This window comes from Sorangium sp. So ce176 (genome assembly GCF_051519835.1).
GTDB classification, from domain to species: Bacteria; Myxococcota_A; Polyangia; order Polyangiales; family Polyangiaceae; genus Sorangium; species Sorangium cellulosum_G.
Map to the genome: position 1 here is coordinate 3477868 of NZ_CP150371.1, position 19255 is coordinate 3497122.

Below are 19255 nucleotides of genomic sequence, written 5' to 3' on the forward strand. Positions count from 1 at the left end.
GGGGAGCCGGGGAGCCGGGGAGGGAAAACTTCAAATCACTCCCTGTCTCCCCGCCTCCTGTTCAATTTCTCCGCTGAACCGAGCCCGTCCGAGCCGGTTGTTCCAGCCCCGCCGCCCGTATCAGCCCGCGCCTCCTGCGCCGGCCGAGCCGCCCTCGCCGCCGGTGCCAGGCGCGCCGCCCGCACCCCCGGTGCCAGGCGCGCCGCCCTCGCCGCCGGTGCCAGGCGCGCCGCCCGCACCCCCGGTGCCAGGCGCGCCGCCCTCGCCGCCGGTGCCAGCCGCGCCGCCGGTGCCAGGCGCGCCGCCCTCGCCGCCGGTGCCAGTCGCGCTGCCGACGCCGCCTTCGCCGCCGGTGCCGGTGGCGCCGCCGGCTCCACCGCCGCCGCCCGCGCCCCCTGCCCCGGAGTCGTCCAGCGGGTACGTGTCGTCGAGGCACAACGCGCCCTGGGGCGTCCGGGTGCACACCTCCCCTCGTGCGCACTGCCTCTGGCCCCTCGGACACGGCGTCACGCCGAAGAGGCAGAATCCGTTGGTGTCGAGCCCCGCGGACACGCAGGAGGCGTCCGGCAACGGGCAGTCGCTGTGACGCGTGCACGCGTTGGCGCAGACGCCGATGTCGCCGGCGCCGAGATCGTCCGTGAAGCCGTAGAGGCAGAGCCCGCTCTCCAGCCCTCCGCAGTCCTCGTTGGCGATGTCGCCGCCGAGCACGCAGAACCCGGCGCAGACACCGGACTCCCCGCCGAAATCGATGCACCACGACGCGCAGGGATCCTCGTCGTCCCGGCTGACCTCGCACGGGGAGCCGTCGGGAAGCCCCGGCGTCGGCTCGTCGACGCAGAGGTTCCACCGGGGGTCGCACCGGCGGCCGCCGGTGCACTGGCCGTCCGAGCCGCAGCTCGGCAGGCAGATCGATACATCGTCGAGCGTATCGCAGCGCAGATCCTCGCGGCCCTGGCACTTCCCCGGATCGAGCTCCGTCGCGATGCTCTCGAGCGGAGGCTCTCCCATCGTGCAGCCGAGGAGGCACGCGCCGCCGATACACACGCTGCCCTCGCCGGCACAGTCGCTGTCCTCGCCGCACGCCGCCGTGCAGTACCCGCCCGCGGGGCCTCCGCCGAAGAACTCGGGGTCCGACTCAGGGATGCACACGCCCGAAGGGCCGCAATCCGCGTCGTCCTCGCACCGGGCGCCGAGAGTCATCCCGTCGCCGGGACCGCCGCCGCCCGCGGCGCTGGAGCCGCCGTCGCCGCCCGCGGCGCTGGAGCCGCCGTCGCCGCCCGCGGCGCTTGAGCCGCCGTCGCCGCCCGTGGCGCTGGAGCCGCCGTCGCCGCCCGCGGCGCTGGAGCCGCCGTCGCCGCCCGCGGCGCTGGAGCCGCCGTCACCGCCCGCGCCCGCGCCGGCGCTCCCGGAGGCCGAGCCCGTCGAGCTCCCGCCGGGGTCGTCGCTCGCGTCGTCCGAGCAACCAAGGAACGCCGTGGAGAAAGCGAACGTGGCGAGCAAGGTCGCCGAAAATCCTCGAATGCTCATCGATGCCTCCCTGGCCAGGAGCCCCCGCCCACATCAGGCGCGCGCTGTCTGCGTCTCCGCACCGTACCGGAATCGGCGCCGCTCCACGCGGACAAGCGACCTCGTGCAGCCGGGCAGCTTCACCTGCGCCCGCGGGGAGTCGCGCGGGCGCCGCCCGGCTCAGAGCCGCACCAGCAGGCCCAGGAACCCAGCGAACGTCGGCCGCCCCGCGGCGCCGAGCCGCTCGCCGCCGAGCGTCACGACGGCGCGCGGCTCGGCGAGGATCGCGTGCACGTCCAGCACGAGCGCCGCGCGCTCGGTGAGGCGCAGCCCGGCGCCCCCGCCGAGGGCCGCGGCCACGGACCAGACCTCGCCGGTCGCGCTCCGGAGCGGGGGCAGGGGGTCGCCGCTGATGAACAGGTGATACCCGCCGAGGCCCGCCGAGAGCACGGGCGAGACAGCGCCGCCCGTCTCGAACGCCCACACCGCCTCGAGGAGCGCCATCTCCTGCCGGACCGACACCGTGCCGAGCGCGCCCTCGAGCGCCGGCCCGAGCGTCGGCCCCGCGAACGTCAGCCGCGCCGCGAGCCCCGCGGGCAGCACGCCGCTCCCGGCGGGGCCGCCGCCGTACGACAGCCGCAGCGCAGGCCCCAGGGACGGCCCGACGCCGCCGGTGCTCTGGAGCGCAGCGAGCCCGGCCTCCACGCCGACGCCCGCGAACATCCCGGGCCGCTCCGCCGCCGGATCCGCCGCGGCCTGCCGCCGCGCCGGCGCCATCCAGCGCTGCACGTCGTCCGGGACAGCGACGCCGCCGTCCGCCGCGCCCCCGGGCCGCGCGCGCGACGCGAGCAGGTTCGCCTCCAGGAGGCTCGCTTGCAGGAGCTCGACGGCGCGCACCGCCATGACCGAGGGCGCCGCGGCGCCGGAGACCTCCACCGTGCGCACGACCGTCTTCTGCGTCACCCGGTCGACGATCCAGAGGTCCGCGGTGGCGCCCGCCCTGGAGCGGAAGATCGCCGCGGCCGCGAACGCGCCCTCGTCCTGCGCGGCGCGCTCGAGCGCAGCCCGCACGTCGCCCTCGCGCGCCAGCGGCACGATCACCACCTGGAACCCCGCCGCGCCGAGCTCGGCCTTGAGCCGCGTCGCCGCCTCGCGGACCAGCGGGTCGTCCGCGTCGGCCTCGAGGATGGCGACGCGCGAGGCGGACGCCGCGGCCTCCTGCGGGGGCGCAGGGGGCGCCGCGGCGGCCCGCGCGGGCGCGAGCAGGAGACAGGCCAGAAGGGCGAAGGAGCGCACTCGCCAGGGCTTTATCAGATCGTGGGCGCGGCGCGCGCTGGGCCGGCGCGCACGACGCGCACGAGAGCAGCAGCGGCGCGAGCGAAGAAGTGGCTTTACAGGGCGCGCAAATGGTGGATCATGCGGCCGACGTTACACGACTGTGTGGGGGTGGCCTCAACACTGCACCCACGGTCGAGGTGGACGGGTTCTCGTTCACCGGCTCCGTCGCGGCCGGCCGCAGCGTCGCGTGCGGCGAGCGAGCGAGTCGCTATTAGCTCAAGATGGACGGCAAGAACTCCGCCGTCGTGCTCAGGGAGGCGCGGACATGAAGCTGTTTCGGTTTGCAGGCAGTGGTGGGCCGCGCCTCGGGATCGAGGACGAACGGGGAGCGCGCCACGATCTGACGGCGGCGTCCCCGGAGGCGTTCGCGTCCGTCGCCTCGTGGCTCGCCTTGCCCGACCCCCTCGGTGCTGTGCGCGACGCGCGCGCGCGCGCCGCAGCCCACCCCCTGCCGCCCGACGTCCCGCTGCTCGCCCCGATCGACGGGCAAGAAGTCTGGGCCGCGGGCGTCACCTACGAGCGCTCACGCAACGCGCGCAAGGAAGAGAGCGCCGGCGGCGGCGACTTCTACGACCGCGTGTACGAGGCCGAGCGCCCGGAGCTGTTCTTCAAGGCGACGCCCCGCCTTGTCGCCGGCCCGGGCGCGCCGGTGCGGATCCGCCGCGACTCGAGCTGGAACGTGCCCGAGCCAGAGCTCGCGCTCGTCGTGTCCACGGCCGGCCGCATCGTCGGCTACACGGCCGGCAACGACGTCTCGTCGCGGTCGATCGAGGGCGACAATCCCCTCTACCTGCCGCAGGCGAAGGTCTACGACGGCTGCTGCGCGCTCGGCCCCGCCATCGCGCTCGCGGACGAGCCCGGGCTGGATCTGCGCGCGCTCTCCATCCAGCTCACGATCCGGCGCAGGGGCGAGGCGGTGTTCGCGGGCGAGACCTCGACCGCGAGGATGCGGCGCGCGCCCGAGGAGCTCGTCGCCTACCTCACGCGCGAGCTGAGCTTCCCCGCGGGCGTCGTCCTCATGACCGGGACAGGCATCGTGCCGCCAGACTCGTTCACCCTGGAGCCTGGCGACCTCGTGGAGATCACGATCCCCGGCGCCGGCACGCTCGCAAACCCGGTATCTCAGGGGTAATCCATGGAATTCTTCGCCCATAACGCCGCCACCGGGGAAAAACTCGGCGCCTTCCGCGACGCCACCGCCGCCGAGATCGACGCCGCCGCGCGCGCCGCCGACGGGGCAGCGCGGGCCATCGCCGGCCTCGCGCCGGAGATGCGCGCGCGACTCCTGGAGACAGCCGCCGACGAGATCACGGCGCTCGGCGAGCTCCTGATCCAGACCGCACACAAGGAAACCGGGCTGCCCGTCGCCCGCCTCGAAGGCGAACGCGCCCGCACCACCGGCCAGCTGCGCCTCTTCGCCGCCGTCGTGCGCGAGGGCTCCTGGGTCGATGCCCGGATCGATCCCGCGCTGCCGGACCGCAAGCCGCTCCCGCGCCCCGACGTGCGCCGCATGCTGCGGCCGATCGGCCCTGTCGCCGTCTTCGGCGCGAGCAATTTCCCCCTCGCGTTCTCCGTCGCCGGCGGCGACACAGCCTCCGCCCTCGCCGCAGGCAACCCGGTCGTGGTCAAGGCCCACCCGGCGCATCCCGGGACCTCCGACCTCGTGGCCTCGGCCCTGCGCTCCGCCGTCCAGAAGGCGAGCCTGCCCGCGGGCGTGTTCGGCATGGTGCACGGCGCCTCGCCCGATGTCTCGCTCGCGCTTGTGCGCCACGAGGCCATCCAGGCGGTGGGCTTCACCGGGTCCACCCGCGCCGGCCGCGCCCTCTATGACGCCGCCGCCGCCCGCCCGCGGCCCATCCCCGTCTTCGCCGAGATGAGCAGCATCAACCCGCTTGTCGTGCTGCCCGGCGCGCTGCGCGAGCGCCGCGACGCGATCGCCGAAGCGCTCGTCAACTCGTGCACGCTCGGCGTCGGCCAGTTCTGCACCAAGCCGGGCCTCGTCCTCGGGTTGGCTTCCCCTGAGTGGGATGCGTTTGCGCTGTCGGTCGCCGACCGAGCCCGCGCCATCACCCCCGGTGTGATGCTGCACGCCGGTATCCAGGAGTCGTTCGACCGCTCCGTGCGGGAGCTGAAAGGCGTGGAGTGGCTGACCGACGCCGGCGCGCGCGTCGCCCGCGTCTCCGCCGCCGACTTCGCGCGGCAGCCGCACCTCGCGCACGAGATCTTCGGGCCGTACACGCTGCTCGTCACCGCTTCGGACCGCGGAGAGCTACTTCAGCTCCTCGGCGCGCTCGAAGGCCAGCTCACCGCCACGCTCCACGGGACCGACGACGATCTCGCCGCCGCCCAGGACCTTGTCGATGTGCTCAGCCGGGTCGCGGGCCGCCTCGTCTTCAATGGTTATCCGACGGGCGTGGAGGTGTCGCACGCCATGCACCACGGCGGGCCGTATCCAGCGAGCAGCGACGTGCGCTTCACCTCGGTGGGAACCGCGGCCATCCTCCGCTTCGCGCGTCCCGTTTGCTACCAGTCGTGTCCGCCGGCGCTGCTCCCGCGGGAGCTGCAGGACGAGAATCCGCTCGGGATATCGCGCCTCGTCGACGGCCGGGCCACCCGCGACCCCCTCGCGCCCCGCGCATGAGCCACGACCCGGTGCTCGAGTCCGGCAGCGAGGCGATCTACACCCTGCGCACCACCGCGCCCGGGCCGTCGGGGCGCCTCCCGCTCGAGGCCGAGCAGCTGCGCGCCATGTCCAGCGGCGAGCTGTTCGGCTGGACCCAGAATGCAGGGATGGGGTGGGATCCCGCGCGCCTGCGCGGGAAGCAGTTTCTCGTGCTCAGCACGCAGGGGGGGATCCGCGCGCCCGACGGCACGCCGATCGCGCTCGGGTATCACACGGGACACTGGGAGGTGGGGCTGCTCATGGAGGAGGCAGCCCGCACGTTCACGGCCAGCGGGGCCATCCCCTTCGCCGGCTATGTCAGCGATCCGTGCGACGGGCGGACCAATGGCACCGTCGGCATGCTCGACAGCCTCGCTTACCGCAATGACGCCGCCATTGTATTCCGGAGACTGATACGCTCGCTGCCCACCCGCCGAGGCGTGCTCGGCGTCGCCACCTGCGACAAGGGCCTGCCGGCCATGTTGATGGCGCTCGCCGGCTCCCTCGACCTCGCCACGGTGCTCGTGCCGGGGGGCGTCACGCTCCTCGCGGAGGAGGCCGAGGATACAGCCAAGGTCCAGACCCTCGCGGCGCGCTTCGCGCGCGGGGAGGTGAGCCTCGACCACGCCGCCGAGATGGGCTGTCGCGCCTGCGGTTCCCCCGGCGGCGGCTGCCAGTTCATGGGGACGGCCGCGACGAGCCAGGTGGTGGCGGAGGCGCTCGGCCTCGCCCTCCCGCACGGCGCGCTCAGCCCGTCGGGCGCCGAGATCTGGCGCGACCTCGCCCGCCGCTCCGCGCACGCGCTCATGGCCCTCGAGGGACGTGGCGTGACCACGCGGGACATCGTCACCGACGACTCGGTCCACAACGCCATGGTGCTGCACGCCGCCGTCGGCGGGTCGACCAACCTGGTGCTCCATGTGCCGGCGATCGCCCATGCGGCCGGGCTCCGACGCCCCACGGTGGACGACTGGGCGCGCATCAACGCCCTCGTTCCGCGCCTGGTGGACGCGTTGCCCAACGGGCCGCGACACTACGCCACGGTTCAGGTCTTCCTCGCGGGAGGCGTCCCGGAGGTCATGCTCCACCTGCGCGAGCTCGGCCTGCTGCGGCTCGACGCGCGGACCGTCAGCGGTCGGACCCTGGGCGAGAACCTCGAGTGGTGGGAGCACAGCGAGCGGCGCCGGCGCCTGCGCGACAAGCTACGGCAGCTGGACGGCATCGATCCGGACGACGTGATCATGCCGGCCGGGAAGGCGCGCGAGCGCGGCCTGACCAGCACGGTGACCTTCCTGCGCGGCAACCTCGCGCCCGAGGGAGCGCTCGTGAAGAGCACAGCGATCGCTCCCCAGGCGATCGGACCGGACGGCGTCTATCTGCTCGAGGGACCTGCGCGCGTGTTCGGCAGCGAGCACGCGGCGATCGAGGCGATCAAGACGGGCGCCGTGCAACCGGGGGACGTGATGGTGCTGATCGGCATCGGCCCCGGTATCGGGATGCCGGAGACGTACCAGATCACCTCCGCCCTCAAGCACGTGAAGGACGGGCACCGCATCGCCCTGGTCACGGACGGTCGTTTCTCCGGCGTCTCCACCGGGGCGTGCATCGGCCACGTCAGCCCGGAGGCGTGGGCGGGTGGCCCCATCGGCCGCGTGCGCGACGGCGACCGCATCAGGCTCCGGATCGACACGCGCAGGCTGGAGGGGACGGTGGACGTCGTGGGGGTGGAGACCGGCGATCTCGACGCCCGTTCGCCCAACCCAGCCCTTCAACCGGACGGCCGAGTGAACCCGGATACGCGGTTGTGGGCCGCGCTTCAGGATGCCAGCGGCGGCAGCTGGGGTGGTTGCGTCTATGATGCGGAGCGCATCATCGGGCTCCTCGGTCGCGCCATCGCCGCTGAGCGGAGCTCCTCTGGCACATAAGCTTTTGATACAGCGCCATTTTTCCAGGAGAAAGGCGGATCGCGTGAGGTTTCATCATTCAGCCAGCGCGTGCAGCGTGGCTGTACGATGAGAACGTTCACAACGAGGAGCTTGACTTCCGGATCGCGTTTGGATTTCCTAAGCGCCGAAACCAGAAGATCTCTCGTGGTGGGCCCCACGAGCGCCGCCGATCGCGTCATTGAATTGTGAGGGCACTCGCGAAATCCGCGTGGTGCCCCGGGAATGACGCGCGACACCGTCGCTCGCCAAACGCGAATCGTTTGTACCCCAGTGCTTTTGCCGTGAGCATGCGGCGGCACGCAGACATTGCCCTCGTGGTTCGTGAGGGCGAGAACGTGACGACGTGTGACAGGCCGTAGAGATCTCTATCCGACCACGTCTCTTTGCTCGAAAGGTAGCGGCACGATGTCGATTGGCCAGTTGAAGTCACGTGGATCGGCGCGGCGCGCAATGGCGGTGTTGAGCTGTGCGCTCGGGCTCTGGGGTCTCTCTGCCTGCAAAGGTAAGCCCGACAGCGCTCCGGCCGCAGCAGGCTCCGCCAGCGCCGCGGCCGAGCAGGCGCAGGCGCCGAGCGGGCAAGGGCCCAAGGTCGTGTCAGGGCCCGGCTTCAGCCCCGAGTGCTTCGCGCCGTGGAAGCAGGACACCAAGTATTTGCAGTGGACGGCGCGAAAGCCGCCGTTCCGCCTCGCGCTCGTCAACGGCTACGTCGGTAACGCCTGGCGCATCCAGATGGTCAAGACGGCCAAGGCGTTCGCCAAGGACCCGAGCATCGCGCCGCTGCTCAAGGAGTTCAAGGTGGTGTCGACCGGCACCGACGTCGCGGCCCAGCTCGGTGCGATCGAGGACTTCATCAACCAGGGCTTCGACGGCATCGTCACGCTCGCCGTCAGCCCCGACGGCTTCGATCGCGTGATCCGCCTCGCTGACAAGAAGGACGTCATCCTGGTTCCGTTCGACAACGTGCTCGACACGGACAAGGTGATGCAGGTCAACGAGGACCAGCTGGCGATGGGGCGCCAGTGGGGCGAGTTCCTCGACAAGCAGCTCGGTGGGAAGGGCAAGGTGCTCGAGGTCCGCGGCCTGCAGGGCAACTCCGTCGATCGCGACCGCCACGTCGGCTTCCGCCAGGTCATGGAAGCGCCTGGGAAGAGCTACACCATCGTGGAGGTGGTGGGCAGCTGGGACGACGGCAAGGCTCAGAAGGCGGTGGCCGACGCGCTGGCCGTGCACCGCCAGTTCGACGCGCTCTTCGCGCAGGGCGGCTCGACGGGCGCCGTCCGCGCGCTGCTCGACGCCGGACACAAGCCGATCCCGGTCGCCACGGAGGCCGAGAACGGCGTGCGCAAGCTGATCGCGAAGCACCACGAACAGGGCATGAAGGGCCTGTCGCTCGGCCAGTCGCCGGGGCTCGCGGCCATCGCGATGAAGGCGGCGATCGAGGGCCTGCAAGGCAAGGCGCTGCCGCAGATGATCTCCGTGCCGATCCCCGCCGCCGATCACACGACGCTGAAGGACGGCGAGAACTTCTTCTCCCAGCTCTCCGACAACTTCTTCACGCCCAACGAGTTCCCGCCCTGCGGGGTCAACATCTCGGGCGTGAAGATCATGAATGAGTCGGAATCCGACGTGAAGTAGACGTGAAGTAGACGTGAAGTAGACGTGAAGTAGACGTGACGTGAAGCAGCGTCCCGCGCGCGCCCCAGCACCATGACCGAACCGGTGAGCCCTCCGCTTCTCGAGCTCCGGGCCGTCTCCAAGCACTACGGCGGAGTCACCGCCCTGAGCGGCGTCGACTTCGCCTGCGAGGCGGGGAACGTGCACGCGATCCTCGGCGAGAACGGCGCGGGCAAGAGCACCCTGATCAAGATCATCGGCGGCGTGGTCAAGCCGAGCGCCGGGGAGCTCTTGCTGCACGGCAAGCCGGTCCGGTTCGACCACCCGATCGAGGCGAACGCCGCCGGCATCGTCTGCGTCTTTCAGGAGCTGTCCCTGATGCCGACGCTGACCGTGGCCGAGAACATCGGCATCAGCATGCCGACCAACCGCCTGGGGCTCTTCGATCGCAAGGCGCAGGTCCGCAGGGCCGAGGAGCTCCTGGCGCGCGTCGGCTGCGAGGGCGTGAACCCGAACGCCTGGGTGAGCGACCTGCCGCTCTCGCGCCGCCAGATGGTCGAGATCGCGAAGGCGCTCGGCAAGGATCCGCGGCTGCTGATCCTGGACGAGGCCACCTCCGCGCTGACCAGCAGCGACGTCAAGAAGGTCTACGACCTCCTGGCCGAGCTCAAGGCTCAGGGGGTCGGCATGCTCTACATCTCGCACCGCATGCACGAGATCAAGGAGCTCGCGGGCGTGCTGTCGGTCTTCCGCAACGGTAGGCACATCGAGACCTTCGCCAAGGGCCAGCGCAGCGACGACCAGATCGTGGAGCTCATGATCGGCCGTGACATGGGCCACGTCTTCCCGCCGAAGCCGGCGGCGCGCAGCGCCCCGGCGACGCTGCTCGAGGTGAGCGACCTGAGCTGGGAGCAGCAGCTCGAGAGCGTGTCGTTCAAGCTCGGCAAGGGCGAGATCCTCGGCATCGGCGGGCTCGACGGCCAGGGCCAGCGCGAGCTGCTTCTCAGCTTGTTCGGTGTGCTCAAGGACGTGCGCGGCGAGATCAAGATCGACGGCAAGCCGGTCAAGCTGACGAGCCCGCGCCAGGCCAAGGACCGTGCGCACGGCATCGCCCTCGTGCCCGAAGACAGGAAGACCGAAGGCCTTGTGTTGCCGATGGCCATCGCCGCGAACCTGTCGCTGGCGTCGCTCGACAGGTTCACGAGGGGCGCGGTGGTCGACCGCCGGCGCGAGGCCGGGCGCATCGACGAGATGGTGCGCCGTATCCAGATCAAGATCGGCTCGCTCGACAACCCGGTGTCGTCGTTGTCCGGGGGCAACCAGCAGAAGGTCGTGCTGGCCAAGTGGCTGATGACGGAGCCGCGGCTGCTGATGCTCAACGACCCCACCCGCGGCATCGACGTCGGCACGAAGCAGGAGATCTACCAGCTGCTCCGCGAGCTGGCGGACGCCGGCACGTCCATCCTCTTCTACACCACGGACTACGACGAGCTGATCGGCTGCTGCGACCGCGTGCTCGTCCTCTACCAGAACCGCGTGCAGGGCGAGCTCGTGGGGCCCGACATCACCGAGAAGAACCTCCTGGACCTGGCCCTCGGCCTGCGCGGCGGGCCTGAGCGCGCGACGCGCGAGGCCGAGCACGCGCGATCAGAGGCACGATGAAGGACTGGAAGCTCCGCCTGCGCCAGAACCAGGGCCTGCTCGTGGCCGTCGGTCTGTGCATCTTCTTCTACGGGCTCTATTCGCTGTCCCATCCCAAGGGCTTCAGCGCGTCGCTGCTGGGACAGAACGCCAACGAGTCGTTCGTGCTTGTGGCGGCGTCCATGGCCCAGACGATCCCCGTGCTGACCGGCGGCCTGGATCTGTCCGTGGGGGCGGTGATCACGCTCGTCAACTGCGTGGCCTCGCACGTCCTTGCCGGCGGCGCGCTCGCGAATTTCCTTGGCATCCTGCTGTGCGTGGCCGTTGGCATGGCGGCGGGCCTGCTCAACGGCTGCCTCGTCGTGTACGGCCGCCTTCAACCGATCATCGCCACCCTGGCCTCGGGCACGATCTTCCTCGGCATCGCGCTGTTCCTGAGACCGACGCCCGGCGGCCAGGTCGATGGCGATCTGGCGTTCGCGGCCACCTTCGATCTCAACGAGCTGCTGCAGGCCGCGGGCGCCGCCCCCCTCGAGGGCGCGCTGGGCTTCGTCGGCAGCATCCCGTCGCCCGCGATCTGGATGGCGCTGCTCGCGCTGCTCTGGACCTACTACCGCCGCACCCGCTACGGCCTCGGCGCTTATGCCGTCGGCGCGTCGCAGGAGGCGGCGTACATGTCGGGCGTCCGCATCAAGCGCGTCAAGCTGGCCGCGTACACGCTGTCGGGGTTCTTCGCCAGCGTCGGCGGCCTCTACCTCGCGCTGCAGACGACGTCGGGCAACGCCGACATCCCACAGGCCGGCTCCTACACGTTGAACTCCATCGCCGGCGTCGTGATCGGGGGCACCTCGTTGTACGGAGGGATCGGCGGCGCCATAGGATCGCTGTTCGGCGCGCTGGTGCTCCGCTCCGTCGCCTTCAACTTCCGCGTCTTCGACGAGGGCTCGGCGCTCGGCCTCCTCGCCAACCCGCTCTACCAGCCGCTGTTCGAGGGCCTCATCCTGCTCGCGGCCGTCTGCCTCGGCGCGCTCTGGGTCGTCCGCGTCAAGAACCGGCTGCACGTCTTCAGGTGAGCTCGATGCAACAGCTCCTCTCTCTCAAGAGCCGTATCGGCGAGATCGACAAGCCGACCTGGTATGCGCTGCTGTCGATCGGCGTCGTCCTCGTGAGCGGCTCGATCGGCACGCTGATCACCCAGGGCACGCTGAGCTTCCTGAGCCCGTACTACCTCCTGCAACAGCTGCAGATCGCAGCCTTCCTGGGCGTGGCCGCCACGGGCATGATGCTCGTGATCCTGCTCGGTCATATCGATCTCTCGCTGCCGTGGGTGCTCACCTCGAGCGCCATGCTGTCCGCGGGGATCGGCGGCTGGGCCGCGTTGCCCTGCGGCCTGGCCGTCGGCGCCGCCGCGGGGCTTGTGAACGGGATCGGCGTCGCCTACCTGCGCGTGCCCTCGATGATCTTCACGCTGGGCACGAACACCGTGCTTCAGGGGCTGATGGTGCTCTACACCGGCGGCTTCGCCCCGCGCAGCGAGGCACCGGCGTGGATGGAGGTCCTGGCCGTGGGCAGGACGCTCTCCATCCCGAACCCGCTGTTCGTCTGGATCCTGGTCGGCGCGGTCGTCACCTTCGTGCTGAAGAAGACAGCGCTCGGCCGCTACATCTATGCCGTGGGCAACCAGGAGCAGGCCGTCTACCTCTCTGGCGTCAGAACGCACCTGGTGCTGATCGGCGCCTTCGTGATGTGCGGCGTGTGCTCCGCCATCGCCGGTATGCTGCTGGCAGGCTTTTCTCACAAGGCCTACCAGGCGATGGGCAACGACTACCTCATGCCGGCCATCGCCGCGGTTGTGATCGGCGGAACCAACATCATGGGCGGGCGCGGGACGTACCTCGGCACCGTCCTCGGCACCGTCCTGATCGTGCTGCTCCAGAGCATGCTCAGCGTGCTGCAGATGCCCGAGGCCGGCCGCCAGATCATCTACGGCGCCGTGATCATCGCCATGCTGCTGGTCTACGGCCGACAGCATCAGGAGGGGTGATCACCCGTCGAGGACGCCTTCGGGCGCGGCGCCAGGCGCGTCCAGCGGCGGATGGCCGGGCCGTGGGCACGCGTCGCCCTGGCTAGCGCCCGGCGCCGCGGGTGTTCAGGTAGACCGCGTACAGCGAGGTCGTGCCGCAGATGAACAGGCGGTTGCGCTTGGCGCCGCCGAAGCAGACGTTGGATACCGTCTCGGGGATCAGCACCTTGCCGAGGAGCGCGCCGTCGCTCGCGTGGCAGTGCACGCCGTCGCCGGCCGACAGCCACAGGTTGCCGTGCACGTCGACGCGGAAGCCGTCGTACACGCCCACCGGGCAGGTCGCGAACACCTCGCCGCCGGTCAGCGCGCCATTCGCGCCGACGCGGAACTTGCGCACGTGGTGCGGGCCGCCCTGCACGTGCGTCGCGCCTGTGTCGGCGATGTACAGCAGCGACTCGTCCGGCGAGAAGGCGAGGCCGTTGGGCTGCGCGAAGTCGTCCGCGACGACCGCGAGCGCACCCGAGACCGGGTCGATGCGGTAGACGCGCTGCGCGCCCTGCTCGTTCGGCGACGCGTCGCCCTCGTAGTCGCTGTCGATTCCGTAGCTCGGGTCGGTGAACCAGATGCTGCCGTCGGACTTCACGATCACGTCGTTCGGCGAGTTCAGCCGCCTGTCCTCGAAGCGCGACGCGAGCACAGTGCGCGAGCCGTCGTGCTCGGTGCGCGAGACGCAGCGGCCGCGGTGCTCGCAGGAGACGAGGCGGCCCTGCAGGTCGACCGTGTGGCCGTTGGCGTTCATCGCGGGCTGGCGGAACACCGAGACAGAGCCGTCGGTGTCGTCCCAGCGCAGCATGCGGTCGTTCGGGATGTCCGACCAGACGAGGTAGCGCCCCGCCGGGAACCACGCCGGCCCCTCCGCCCAGCGGCAGCCCGTGTACAGCTTGTCGACGTGCACGTGCGGGAGCGCGAGCTTGCGGAAGCGCGGGTCGATCACCTCGAAGCTCGGGGTCAGCTCGATGACCATCGGGTCTCCTCCTTCAATCCAGATGCCTGCGGCCGTCAATCCAGATGCCTGCGGCCGCGGCCGTAGACCAGCAATATCGCGAGGTGATCCGCAGATAGCGGAGCGCCTGGTGGCCCTGGCCGCCCCGGCGTCACCCGCCCTGCGTCACGGCTTCAGGAGGTCGCGCGCAACGGGCGCGTGCGCGCCGCGCGGGTGGCGCTTCAGGTAGAGCTCGGCGATCGGCCGCGCCGCGGCCCGGCCGCCGGTGCGCTCGACAGCGACCATCTTGCGGCCGAGCGCCTCGGCCGCGAACGGGCCGCCGGGCGACTCGGCGAGGTAGGTGTCGTACCAGGGCACGGCCGCGCCGGGCGAGCCGCCGTCGTCGACCATGCGCCCGAGCAGGAAGGCCGCCGCCTTCCCGTGGCTCGTCCCCGGGAACCGCTTTCGCGTCGCTGTGAGCGCGCGCTGCGCGACATCGCCGCGTCGCGCGTACCGCGCCGCGTCCGCCAGCGCCACGAGGTCGTCGAGCGCGCCCCTGTCGAGCACCCCGCCGAGGCCGCGCTGCTCCGCCTCGGCCAGGACCGACCGGAAATCGCCCGCCGCCACGCGCTTCGCCCAGCTCGGCGCCACGGCCGCGCCGTCCGCCGCCGCCGCGCCGTCCGCCGCCGCGCCGGCGCCGTCCGCCGCCGCGCCGGCGCCGTCCGCCGCCGCGCCGGCGCCGTCCACCGCCGCCCCGTCGGCCCGCGAGCCCTCCGGCCGCGCGGCCCCGGCGTCCTCCTCGGATTCCCCTCCCGCGCCCGCCTCGGCCGCGCTGCCCGGCCCGATCGCCTTCTCCCCGGCCGGCGCCGCCGCCGTCGCGGACGACGCGCCTCCCTCCGCGGGCGCCGCCGCGCTCGCGGCGTCGAGGCTCGAGATCTGCACGGCGCCCTCGCGCAGCCGCGCCACGAGCCGCTGACCCGCGCGGAGCGGCAGCCCGTCGGGCGCGAGCGGGCCGCGCACCGTCACGCTCCCCTCGTGCAGATCGACGCGCAGGGTGCCGTCGCCGCGCGTCCAGGTCACGTCGAACGCCGTGCCGGTGACCAGCACCGCGAACGGCCCGGCCTCGACCGACCAGCGCGCCTTCGGCCGCGGCGTGACGCGCAGCGACGCGCGGCCGTCCTCGAGCAGCATGCGCGCCCCGGTCGCGTCGACCTCGGCCACGCGCAGCGCGCTGCCCGGCGCGAGCGCGACAGTGGTGCCGTCCGTGAAGCGGAGCCGGGCCTCCTCGCCCCCCGCCGCGGCGATGTACCCGCCCGCGGCGCCGGCCACGCCCTCGACCGCGTAGTCGAGCCGCCGCGCCGGCCAGAGCGCCACGAGCGCCACAGCGAGCGCCACGGCGCCCGCGAGCGCGAACCCCCACCGCGGCCGCTCGCCCGACGCGGGCCAGAGCCCGGCAGCCCGCAGCCACGCCTCGAGGTGCCCCAGCGCGCCGCCGCGGCGCAGGGCTGCCCCGCGGCTCACCGCCTCCACGAAGCGGGTCCGCTCGGCGGCGTCGTGCGCCGCGTCGACGTCCACGGGGACGCCCTCGCGCGCGAGGTCGGCGAGACGGCTCAACTTCTCCGCTTCATTCATCGTCAACTCCTGGCAGCTCGAGCGCCTGCGGGGCCTTCGCGAGGTAGGCCGAGAGCGCGGGATCGCGCTGCGCGGCGGTGAGGATCCGGTGCGACGCGCGCGCCAGGTGGCGCTTCGTCGTGGCCAGCGAGCACCCGAGCGCGGCGGCGATCTCGGTGAGCTCGAGCCCCTCGATGAACCGGAGGACGAACAGCGTCCGGGACCTGTCGTCCACCTGGTCGAGGAGGAGGTAGAGCCGCCCGAGCGCCGCGCGCCCCTGCGGGTCCTGCTGCGCGCCGCCGACCTCCGGGAGCTCGCCCGAGGACGAGAGCGTGAGCCAGCGCCGCAGGCGCCGGCGCCGCAGCTCGCCGCGCGCGACGCGCACCGCGATGCCGACGATGAAGCTCGAGAGCATCGACGGATCCCGCAGATCCTTCGCCACCCGGAAGAAGCGCAGGAACGTGTCCTGCACGTGGTCGTCGACCTCGTCGCCCGGCCCGAGGGTGCGCTTCAGGATCCGGCGCACGATCGGCGCGAACCGCTGCCACACGATCGGCGCGGCGCCCGGGTGCCCCTGCGCCGCGGCGCGCGCCAGCGTCTCGTCGTCGGTCGCGGACAGCGGCAGCGCCTGCACGCTCCCCCTGTGCGTGGAGGGCGCGACCGCTGTCAAGGACGGGACGGTCGACCGACGGCCTCGGATCACGCCCAGCAGTGTTCCCGGGGGGCCTTCGCGGCTCAAGATTCGTTCGACGAGCTCACGCCCCGACACCCTCGGGAGGCAGGCTCCCGGCGCGTGTCGGCATCCATGGGGCACAAGCTCATCGCGACGAGGCAAGACGTGGGGGCGCGCGGCGTTTCGGTCGCGCGCGAAGGCTTCCGGCGCCTCCGCGAAGGCTTCCGGCGCGCGCCCGGAGCTTCCGTCGCGGAGCGCGACGCGAAATTTGCCGGGAAATTCGTCCTCCGGCGCGCGCCGGACGGCGCCGACGGCGGAGCCGGAACCGCCAAGTGCGCGAAATGTCCTGCTCCGGAGCGCGCCGAAGGGCTTCGTTTCCGTGACGGAAGCTTCCGGAGCGCGACGGAAGGTCTCAGACGTGCGCCGAACGCCTCGATCCGTGTGCTGGAGCACTTCGCCTGGCTCGCAACCGCGTCGTCCGCTGGTGCGGCGATTTCCGGCGAGCTGCCGTGTGCGCCGAGGGCGGACGATGTGGCGCTCGGGGATCGTGAGCCTCGTCTCGGTGCCGCTCGGGCTGAACAAGCCTGTGTTCGACGTGTGGCGGAGAGGGACGGCGTTCTCGGGTGACACGACGGTCGATCTGAGCCTCGCGGAGATCAACCCGCCGCTCGCGCGCGACATCGCGATCCTCGAGGTCGCGATCGCCACGTTGCTCGAGAAGCTCGTCCGGAACGCCGCCAGGATCGCGGACCTGCGGGCGAGGATGGATCTGCTCCAGCAGCTCGACACCGAGCTGCACGATCTTGTCACCCGGCCGCTCGACGAGATCTCGCGCACCGACCTCGACGAGATCCTGGACCGCTACGAGGACGTGGTCGACGCGGAGGCGCGGGAGGCGATGGAGCAGCTCATCGACGATCTGAAGCGGAGCGTCACGGACCTGGAAAACGAGCTGGCGAGCCTGATCGACAACTTCGGCGCGCAGGCGGACTTCGTGGCGGACGTGCGCGCGTGGCGGGCGAACGAGGCGGCGCTGGAGCGCGCGATCTTGGCGAGGTCAGGGGTGTCGCTGGCGGACCAGATGAAGGACAGCCTCAACCTGTGGACGGGGGACGGGCTGGACCTGGAGCAGACGCAGCTTTACGAGACGATCAACGCGTTCGCGGGGGCGATGTCGACCGTCGGCGAAGGGGTCGAGGCGTACGCGGGCATGATGCAGACGCTGGTGCACGCGACGACGCGCATCGGGGTGGGGTTCGTGCCGGTGGTGGGGCCGACGCTCGATCTGTGTGAGGCGGTGACGGGTAAGGCGTGGTGCTTGCCGTCGGGTCGAGAGCTGAGCGACGAGGAGCGGATCTTCTCGGGGGTGGGATTCGGGCTCGGGGCGATCGGGCCGATGTGGCGTGGCGTCACGAGCAGCGGCCTCCGGCCGTCTGCGATCCGGGTGGCCGGGGAGATCGCGGAGATCGAGGAGGCGTTCGCCCAGATCCTGAAGACGAACCGCGTCAGGGGGTACAAGACGCTCACCGGGGCGATCACCAAGTTCGAGGTGGACATCTTCGAGAAGAAGGCGGCCAAGTTCCTGGTGGACGACGGCAGGTCGCTCGTCGGGGTCGGCGACGACGGCGTGCGCGAGGTGGTCGGCATTCCGAAGCACTCAAGCCCCGGCGGTAGCGAGGGGGCGGCGCCCGACTTCGTGTCGATATCCAGGGGGCACAAGCTCATCATCAGCGAGGCGAAGGGCGGAACGATCCCGGTCGACAAGGTTCGCAAGCAGCTCTCGAATGCGATGAAAGCGCTGAAGGAGAAGCGGCTCGACGGAGACGTGGCCCGAGTCGAGCTCATCATGGAGCAGGGGGCGGACTTCAATCCGAAGAAGTTCACCGTCAAGGACGGCTACCTGTTCGATTCAGACGAGGGCAAGACGGTTACCCTCGACGGTTTCAACAACTTCATCATGGTGATACGGCTATGAGCTATTCAGCACCTCAATTCTTCGCCTGGTGTGACGAACCAGAACGGCTCGATGCGCTCGCTACGGCACTGTCCACGCTGGTCATCCCGGGGGCTAACATCAGCCTGATGATGAGCGCGACCATATCGTGCGAGACGCGCTCCATCGACGAGGTGCTCGCCATGGTGCGCGCCCACTTTGGAGGGCAGAAGAGCGCTCACATCCTGTCCGACGTGAGACTGAACGATTCCGAGCGCATCATGATGCTCAGCCTGGCGTGCTACCCGGAAGAAAGCGAACGTCGCCATCCCTACGGCCCTCTCAAGGTGGAGGCGGGCGAACGCAAGCGCGATTTTTACCCGTACGAGATCGCCGTGGGCAGCTACAGCCCGCGCTTCGTGGAGGCCGAGGCCGCGGTCGCCTGCCACCTCGTTCAGGGCGACATCGAGGACCTCTTGCTCCGCCTCTGCGCGCCGGACGCGAGCGGGCGCGTGCCGACCGGCGCCTGCACGGGCGAGGAGGACTGGATCGCCCCTGTCGAGATGTGCGCGACCTACAACGCGAGCGCCGCGGGGCTCGCGCGCGATCTCGCCCTCTCGTGGGTGAGCCTCCACGAGAAGCAGAGCGTCTCGCGCATCGCAGGCACGCCGCTGGAAGCCCTGCACGCGCGCGTCGACGCCGCGCCGCGCGGCGCGCGCGTGCCCATGAAAGGCACGAGCGAGCTCACGCGCTCGCTCTCCCGCGAGACGGTCCTCAAAGCGCTCGCGACGCCGCCGGCCACGCTGCTCGACGCGCTCGAGGCCGCGGCGGTGCCCGACGACACGTGGCGCGCCGCCGAGCCCAGGGCGCACGAGATCCTGGAGCTGCTCCGCCAGCTCGGGGAAGCACCCGAGGGCGAGGGCCCGACCGCCTTCAGCGCGAAGGTCACATCGCCCGGGCATGTCCGCTTCCTCGAAGAACACGCCCCCTTCCACGTGCGCCGCCTCCCGAGCGGCGGCGTCGTGCTGGCGACCCACCCGTACCGCACGCTCTGGCCGCTCTGGTCCGACGCGCTCTTCGTGCTCGGCCTGATGTCCTGACGCACGTCGTGCACGTTCTCCCTGCTCCGGACGTCGCACCCCGAGACGGCGCACCCCTCCCCGAGCGCGCGGAGCGCGCGATTTGGCGCGCCCCGCATGGGCGCGGAACTGGAGGTGAAAGTCCTCTTGCGACCCAGACGGAAAGGAACCCAACAGCGAAGCGACATGGGCGAGCCCGCGAGGGGTCGTCTGGTGGAAATCTAAGGCGCAGTGCCACCTGCACGTG

Annotated in this window: 14 protein-coding genes; 9 read left to right on the forward strand and 5 right to left on the reverse strand. The window is 71.5% G+C overall.

Features of this window, described 5'->3' with window-relative positions:
* Nucleotides 1–120 precede the first annotated feature (120 nt).
* Together WMF42_RS13255 and WMF42_RS13260 are read right to left on the reverse strand one after the other, a co-directional pair.
* Nucleotides 121–1527, reverse strand: coding sequence for a hypothetical protein (locus tag WMF42_RS13255; RefSeq protein ID WP_437692246.1), 1407 nt, complete (start codon nucleotides 1525–1527; stop codon nucleotides 121–123).
* 159 nt (nucleotides 1528–1686) lie between these two features.
* Nucleotides 1687–2802, reverse strand: coding sequence for a hypothetical protein (locus WMF42_RS13260; RefSeq protein WP_061611343.1), 1116 nt, complete (start codon nucleotides 2800–2802; stop codon nucleotides 1687–1689).
* 307 nt (nucleotides 2803–3109) lie between these two features.
* Here WMF42_RS13260 and WMF42_RS13265 point away from each other — a divergent pair, with 307 nt between their 5' ends.
* From WMF42_RS13265 to WMF42_RS13295, 7 genes are all read left to right on the forward strand, one after another.
* The gene (locus tag WMF42_RS13265) at nucleotides 3110–3976 is read left to right on the forward strand and encodes a fumarylacetoacetate hydrolase family protein (RefSeq protein ID WP_437692248.1); all 867 of its coding nucleotides are present in this window, start codon (nucleotides 3110–3112) and stop codon (nucleotides 3974–3976) included.
* A 3-nt stretch (nucleotides 3977–3979) separates the two neighbouring features.
* A complete protein-coding gene (locus WMF42_RS13270) occupies nucleotides 3980–5485 on the forward strand; it encodes an aldehyde dehydrogenase (NADP(+)) (RefSeq protein ID WP_437692250.1) in 1506 nt (501 codons plus the stop codon).
* Complete coding sequence (locus tag WMF42_RS13275) at nucleotides 5482–7431, forward strand: YjhG/YagF family D-xylonate dehydratase (RefSeq protein WP_437692252.1); 1950 nt, start codon at nucleotides 5482–5484, stop codon at nucleotides 7429–7431. The genes WMF42_RS13270 and WMF42_RS13275 overlap by 4 nt, the downstream gene beginning before the upstream one ends.
* Before the next feature lie 480 nt (nucleotides 7432–7911).
* Nucleotides 7912–9087 carry a sugar ABC transporter substrate-binding protein gene (locus tag WMF42_RS13280; RefSeq protein WP_437692254.1) on the forward strand — a complete coding sequence of 392 codons (1176 nt, stop codon included), beginning with the start codon at nucleotides 7912–7914 and terminating at the stop codon, nucleotides 9085–9087.
* Between the two features lie 72 nt (nucleotides 9088–9159).
* Complete coding sequence (locus WMF42_RS13285) at nucleotides 9160–10728, forward strand: sugar ABC transporter ATP-binding protein (RefSeq protein ID WP_437692255.1); 1569 nt, start codon at nucleotides 9160–9162, stop codon at nucleotides 10726–10728.
* The gene (locus WMF42_RS13290; RefSeq protein WP_437692257.1) at nucleotides 10725–11780 is read left to right on the forward strand and encodes an ABC transporter permease; all 1056 of its coding nucleotides are present in this window, start codon (nucleotides 10725–10727) and stop codon (nucleotides 11778–11780) included. The genes WMF42_RS13285 and WMF42_RS13290 overlap by 4 nt, the downstream gene beginning before the upstream one ends.
* Before the next feature lie 5 nt (nucleotides 11781–11785).
* Nucleotides 11786–12751, forward strand: coding sequence for an ABC transporter permease (locus tag WMF42_RS13295; RefSeq protein ID WP_061611352.1), 966 nt, complete (start codon nucleotides 11786–11788; stop codon nucleotides 12749–12751).
* A gap of 82 nt (nucleotides 12752–12833) precedes the next feature.
* On the opposite strand, the gene WMF42_RS13300 is transcribed toward WMF42_RS13295, so the two are convergent.
* The 3 genes from WMF42_RS13300 to WMF42_RS13310 all read right to left on the reverse strand — a co-directional run bounded on the left by WMF42_RS13300 (nucleotide 12834) and on the right by WMF42_RS13310 (nucleotide 16026).
* The gene (locus WMF42_RS13300; protein WP_061611350.1) at nucleotides 12834–13754 is read right to left on the reverse strand and encodes an SMP-30/gluconolactonase/LRE family protein; all 921 of its coding nucleotides are present in this window, start codon (nucleotides 13752–13754) and stop codon (nucleotides 12834–12836) included.
* 144 nt (nucleotides 13755–13898) lie between these two features.
* Entirely contained in the window at nucleotides 13899–15344 is a 1446-nt protein-coding gene (locus WMF42_RS13305; protein WP_437692259.1) for a FecR domain-containing protein, read from the reverse strand.
* The gene (locus WMF42_RS13310; protein WP_437692261.1) at nucleotides 15337–16026 is read right to left on the reverse strand and encodes an RNA polymerase sigma factor; all 690 of its coding nucleotides are present in this window, start codon (nucleotides 16024–16026) and stop codon (nucleotides 15337–15339) included. The genes WMF42_RS13305 and WMF42_RS13310 overlap by 8 nt, the downstream gene beginning before the upstream one ends.
* 499 nt (nucleotides 16027–16525) lie before the next feature.
* Between WMF42_RS13310 and WMF42_RS13315 the strand changes: the two genes are divergently transcribed.
* Entirely contained in the window at nucleotides 16526–17971 is a 1446-nt protein-coding gene (locus tag WMF42_RS13315) for a hypothetical protein (protein WP_233561084.1), read from the forward strand.
* Nucleotides 17968–19029 carry a hypothetical protein gene (locus tag WMF42_RS13320; RefSeq protein ID WP_061606074.1) on the forward strand — a complete coding sequence of 354 codons (1062 nt, stop codon included), beginning with the start codon at nucleotides 17968–17970 and terminating at the stop codon, nucleotides 19027–19029. The genes WMF42_RS13315 and WMF42_RS13320 overlap by 4 nt, the downstream gene beginning before the upstream one ends.
* Nucleotides 19030–19255 lie beyond the last annotated feature (226 nt).

What these genes read in the sequence shown, in the direction of transcription:
- WMF42_RS13305 (WP_437692259.1), bottom strand. Translation starts at nt 15,344, where the DNA reads ATGAATGAAGCGGAGAAGTTGAGCCGTCTCGCCGACCTCGCGCGCGAG.
- WMF42_RS13275 (WP_437692252.1), top strand. Translation starts at nt 5,482, where the DNA reads ATGAGCCACGACCCGGTGCTCGAGTCCGGCAGCGAGGCGATCTACACC.
- WMF42_RS13320 (WP_061606074.1), top strand. Translation starts at nt 17,968, where the DNA reads ATGAGCTATTCAGCACCTCAATTCTTCGCCTGGTGTGACGAACCAGAA.
- WMF42_RS13290 (WP_437692257.1), top strand. Translation starts at nt 10,725, where the DNA reads ATGAAGGACTGGAAGCTCCGCCTGCGCCAGAACCAGGGCCTGCTCGTG.
- WMF42_RS13270 (WP_437692250.1), top strand. Translation starts at nt 3,980, where the DNA reads ATGGAATTCTTCGCCCATAACGCCGCCACCGGGGAAAAACTCGGCGCC.
- WMF42_RS13295 (WP_061611352.1), top strand. Translation starts at nt 11,786, where the DNA reads ATGCAACAGCTCCTCTCTCTCAAGAGCCGTATCGGCGAGATCGACAAG.
- WMF42_RS13265 (WP_437692248.1), top strand. Translation starts at nt 3,110, where the DNA reads ATGAAGCTGTTTCGGTTTGCAGGCAGTGGTGGGCCGCGCCTCGGGATC.
- WMF42_RS13255 (WP_437692246.1), bottom strand. Translation starts at nt 1,527, where the DNA reads ATGAGCATTCGAGGATTTTCGGCGACCTTGCTCGCCACGTTCGCTTTC.
- WMF42_RS13300 (WP_061611350.1), bottom strand. Translation starts at nt 13,754, where the DNA reads ATGGTCATCGAGCTGACCCCGAGCTTCGAGGTGATCGACCCGCGCTTC.
- WMF42_RS13285 (WP_437692255.1), top strand. Translation starts at nt 9,160, where the DNA reads ATGACCGAACCGGTGAGCCCTCCGCTTCTCGAGCTCCGGGCCGTCTCC.
- WMF42_RS13315 (WP_233561084.1), top strand. Translation starts at nt 16,526, where the DNA reads ATGTGGCGCTCGGGGATCGTGAGCCTCGTCTCGGTGCCGCTCGGGCTG.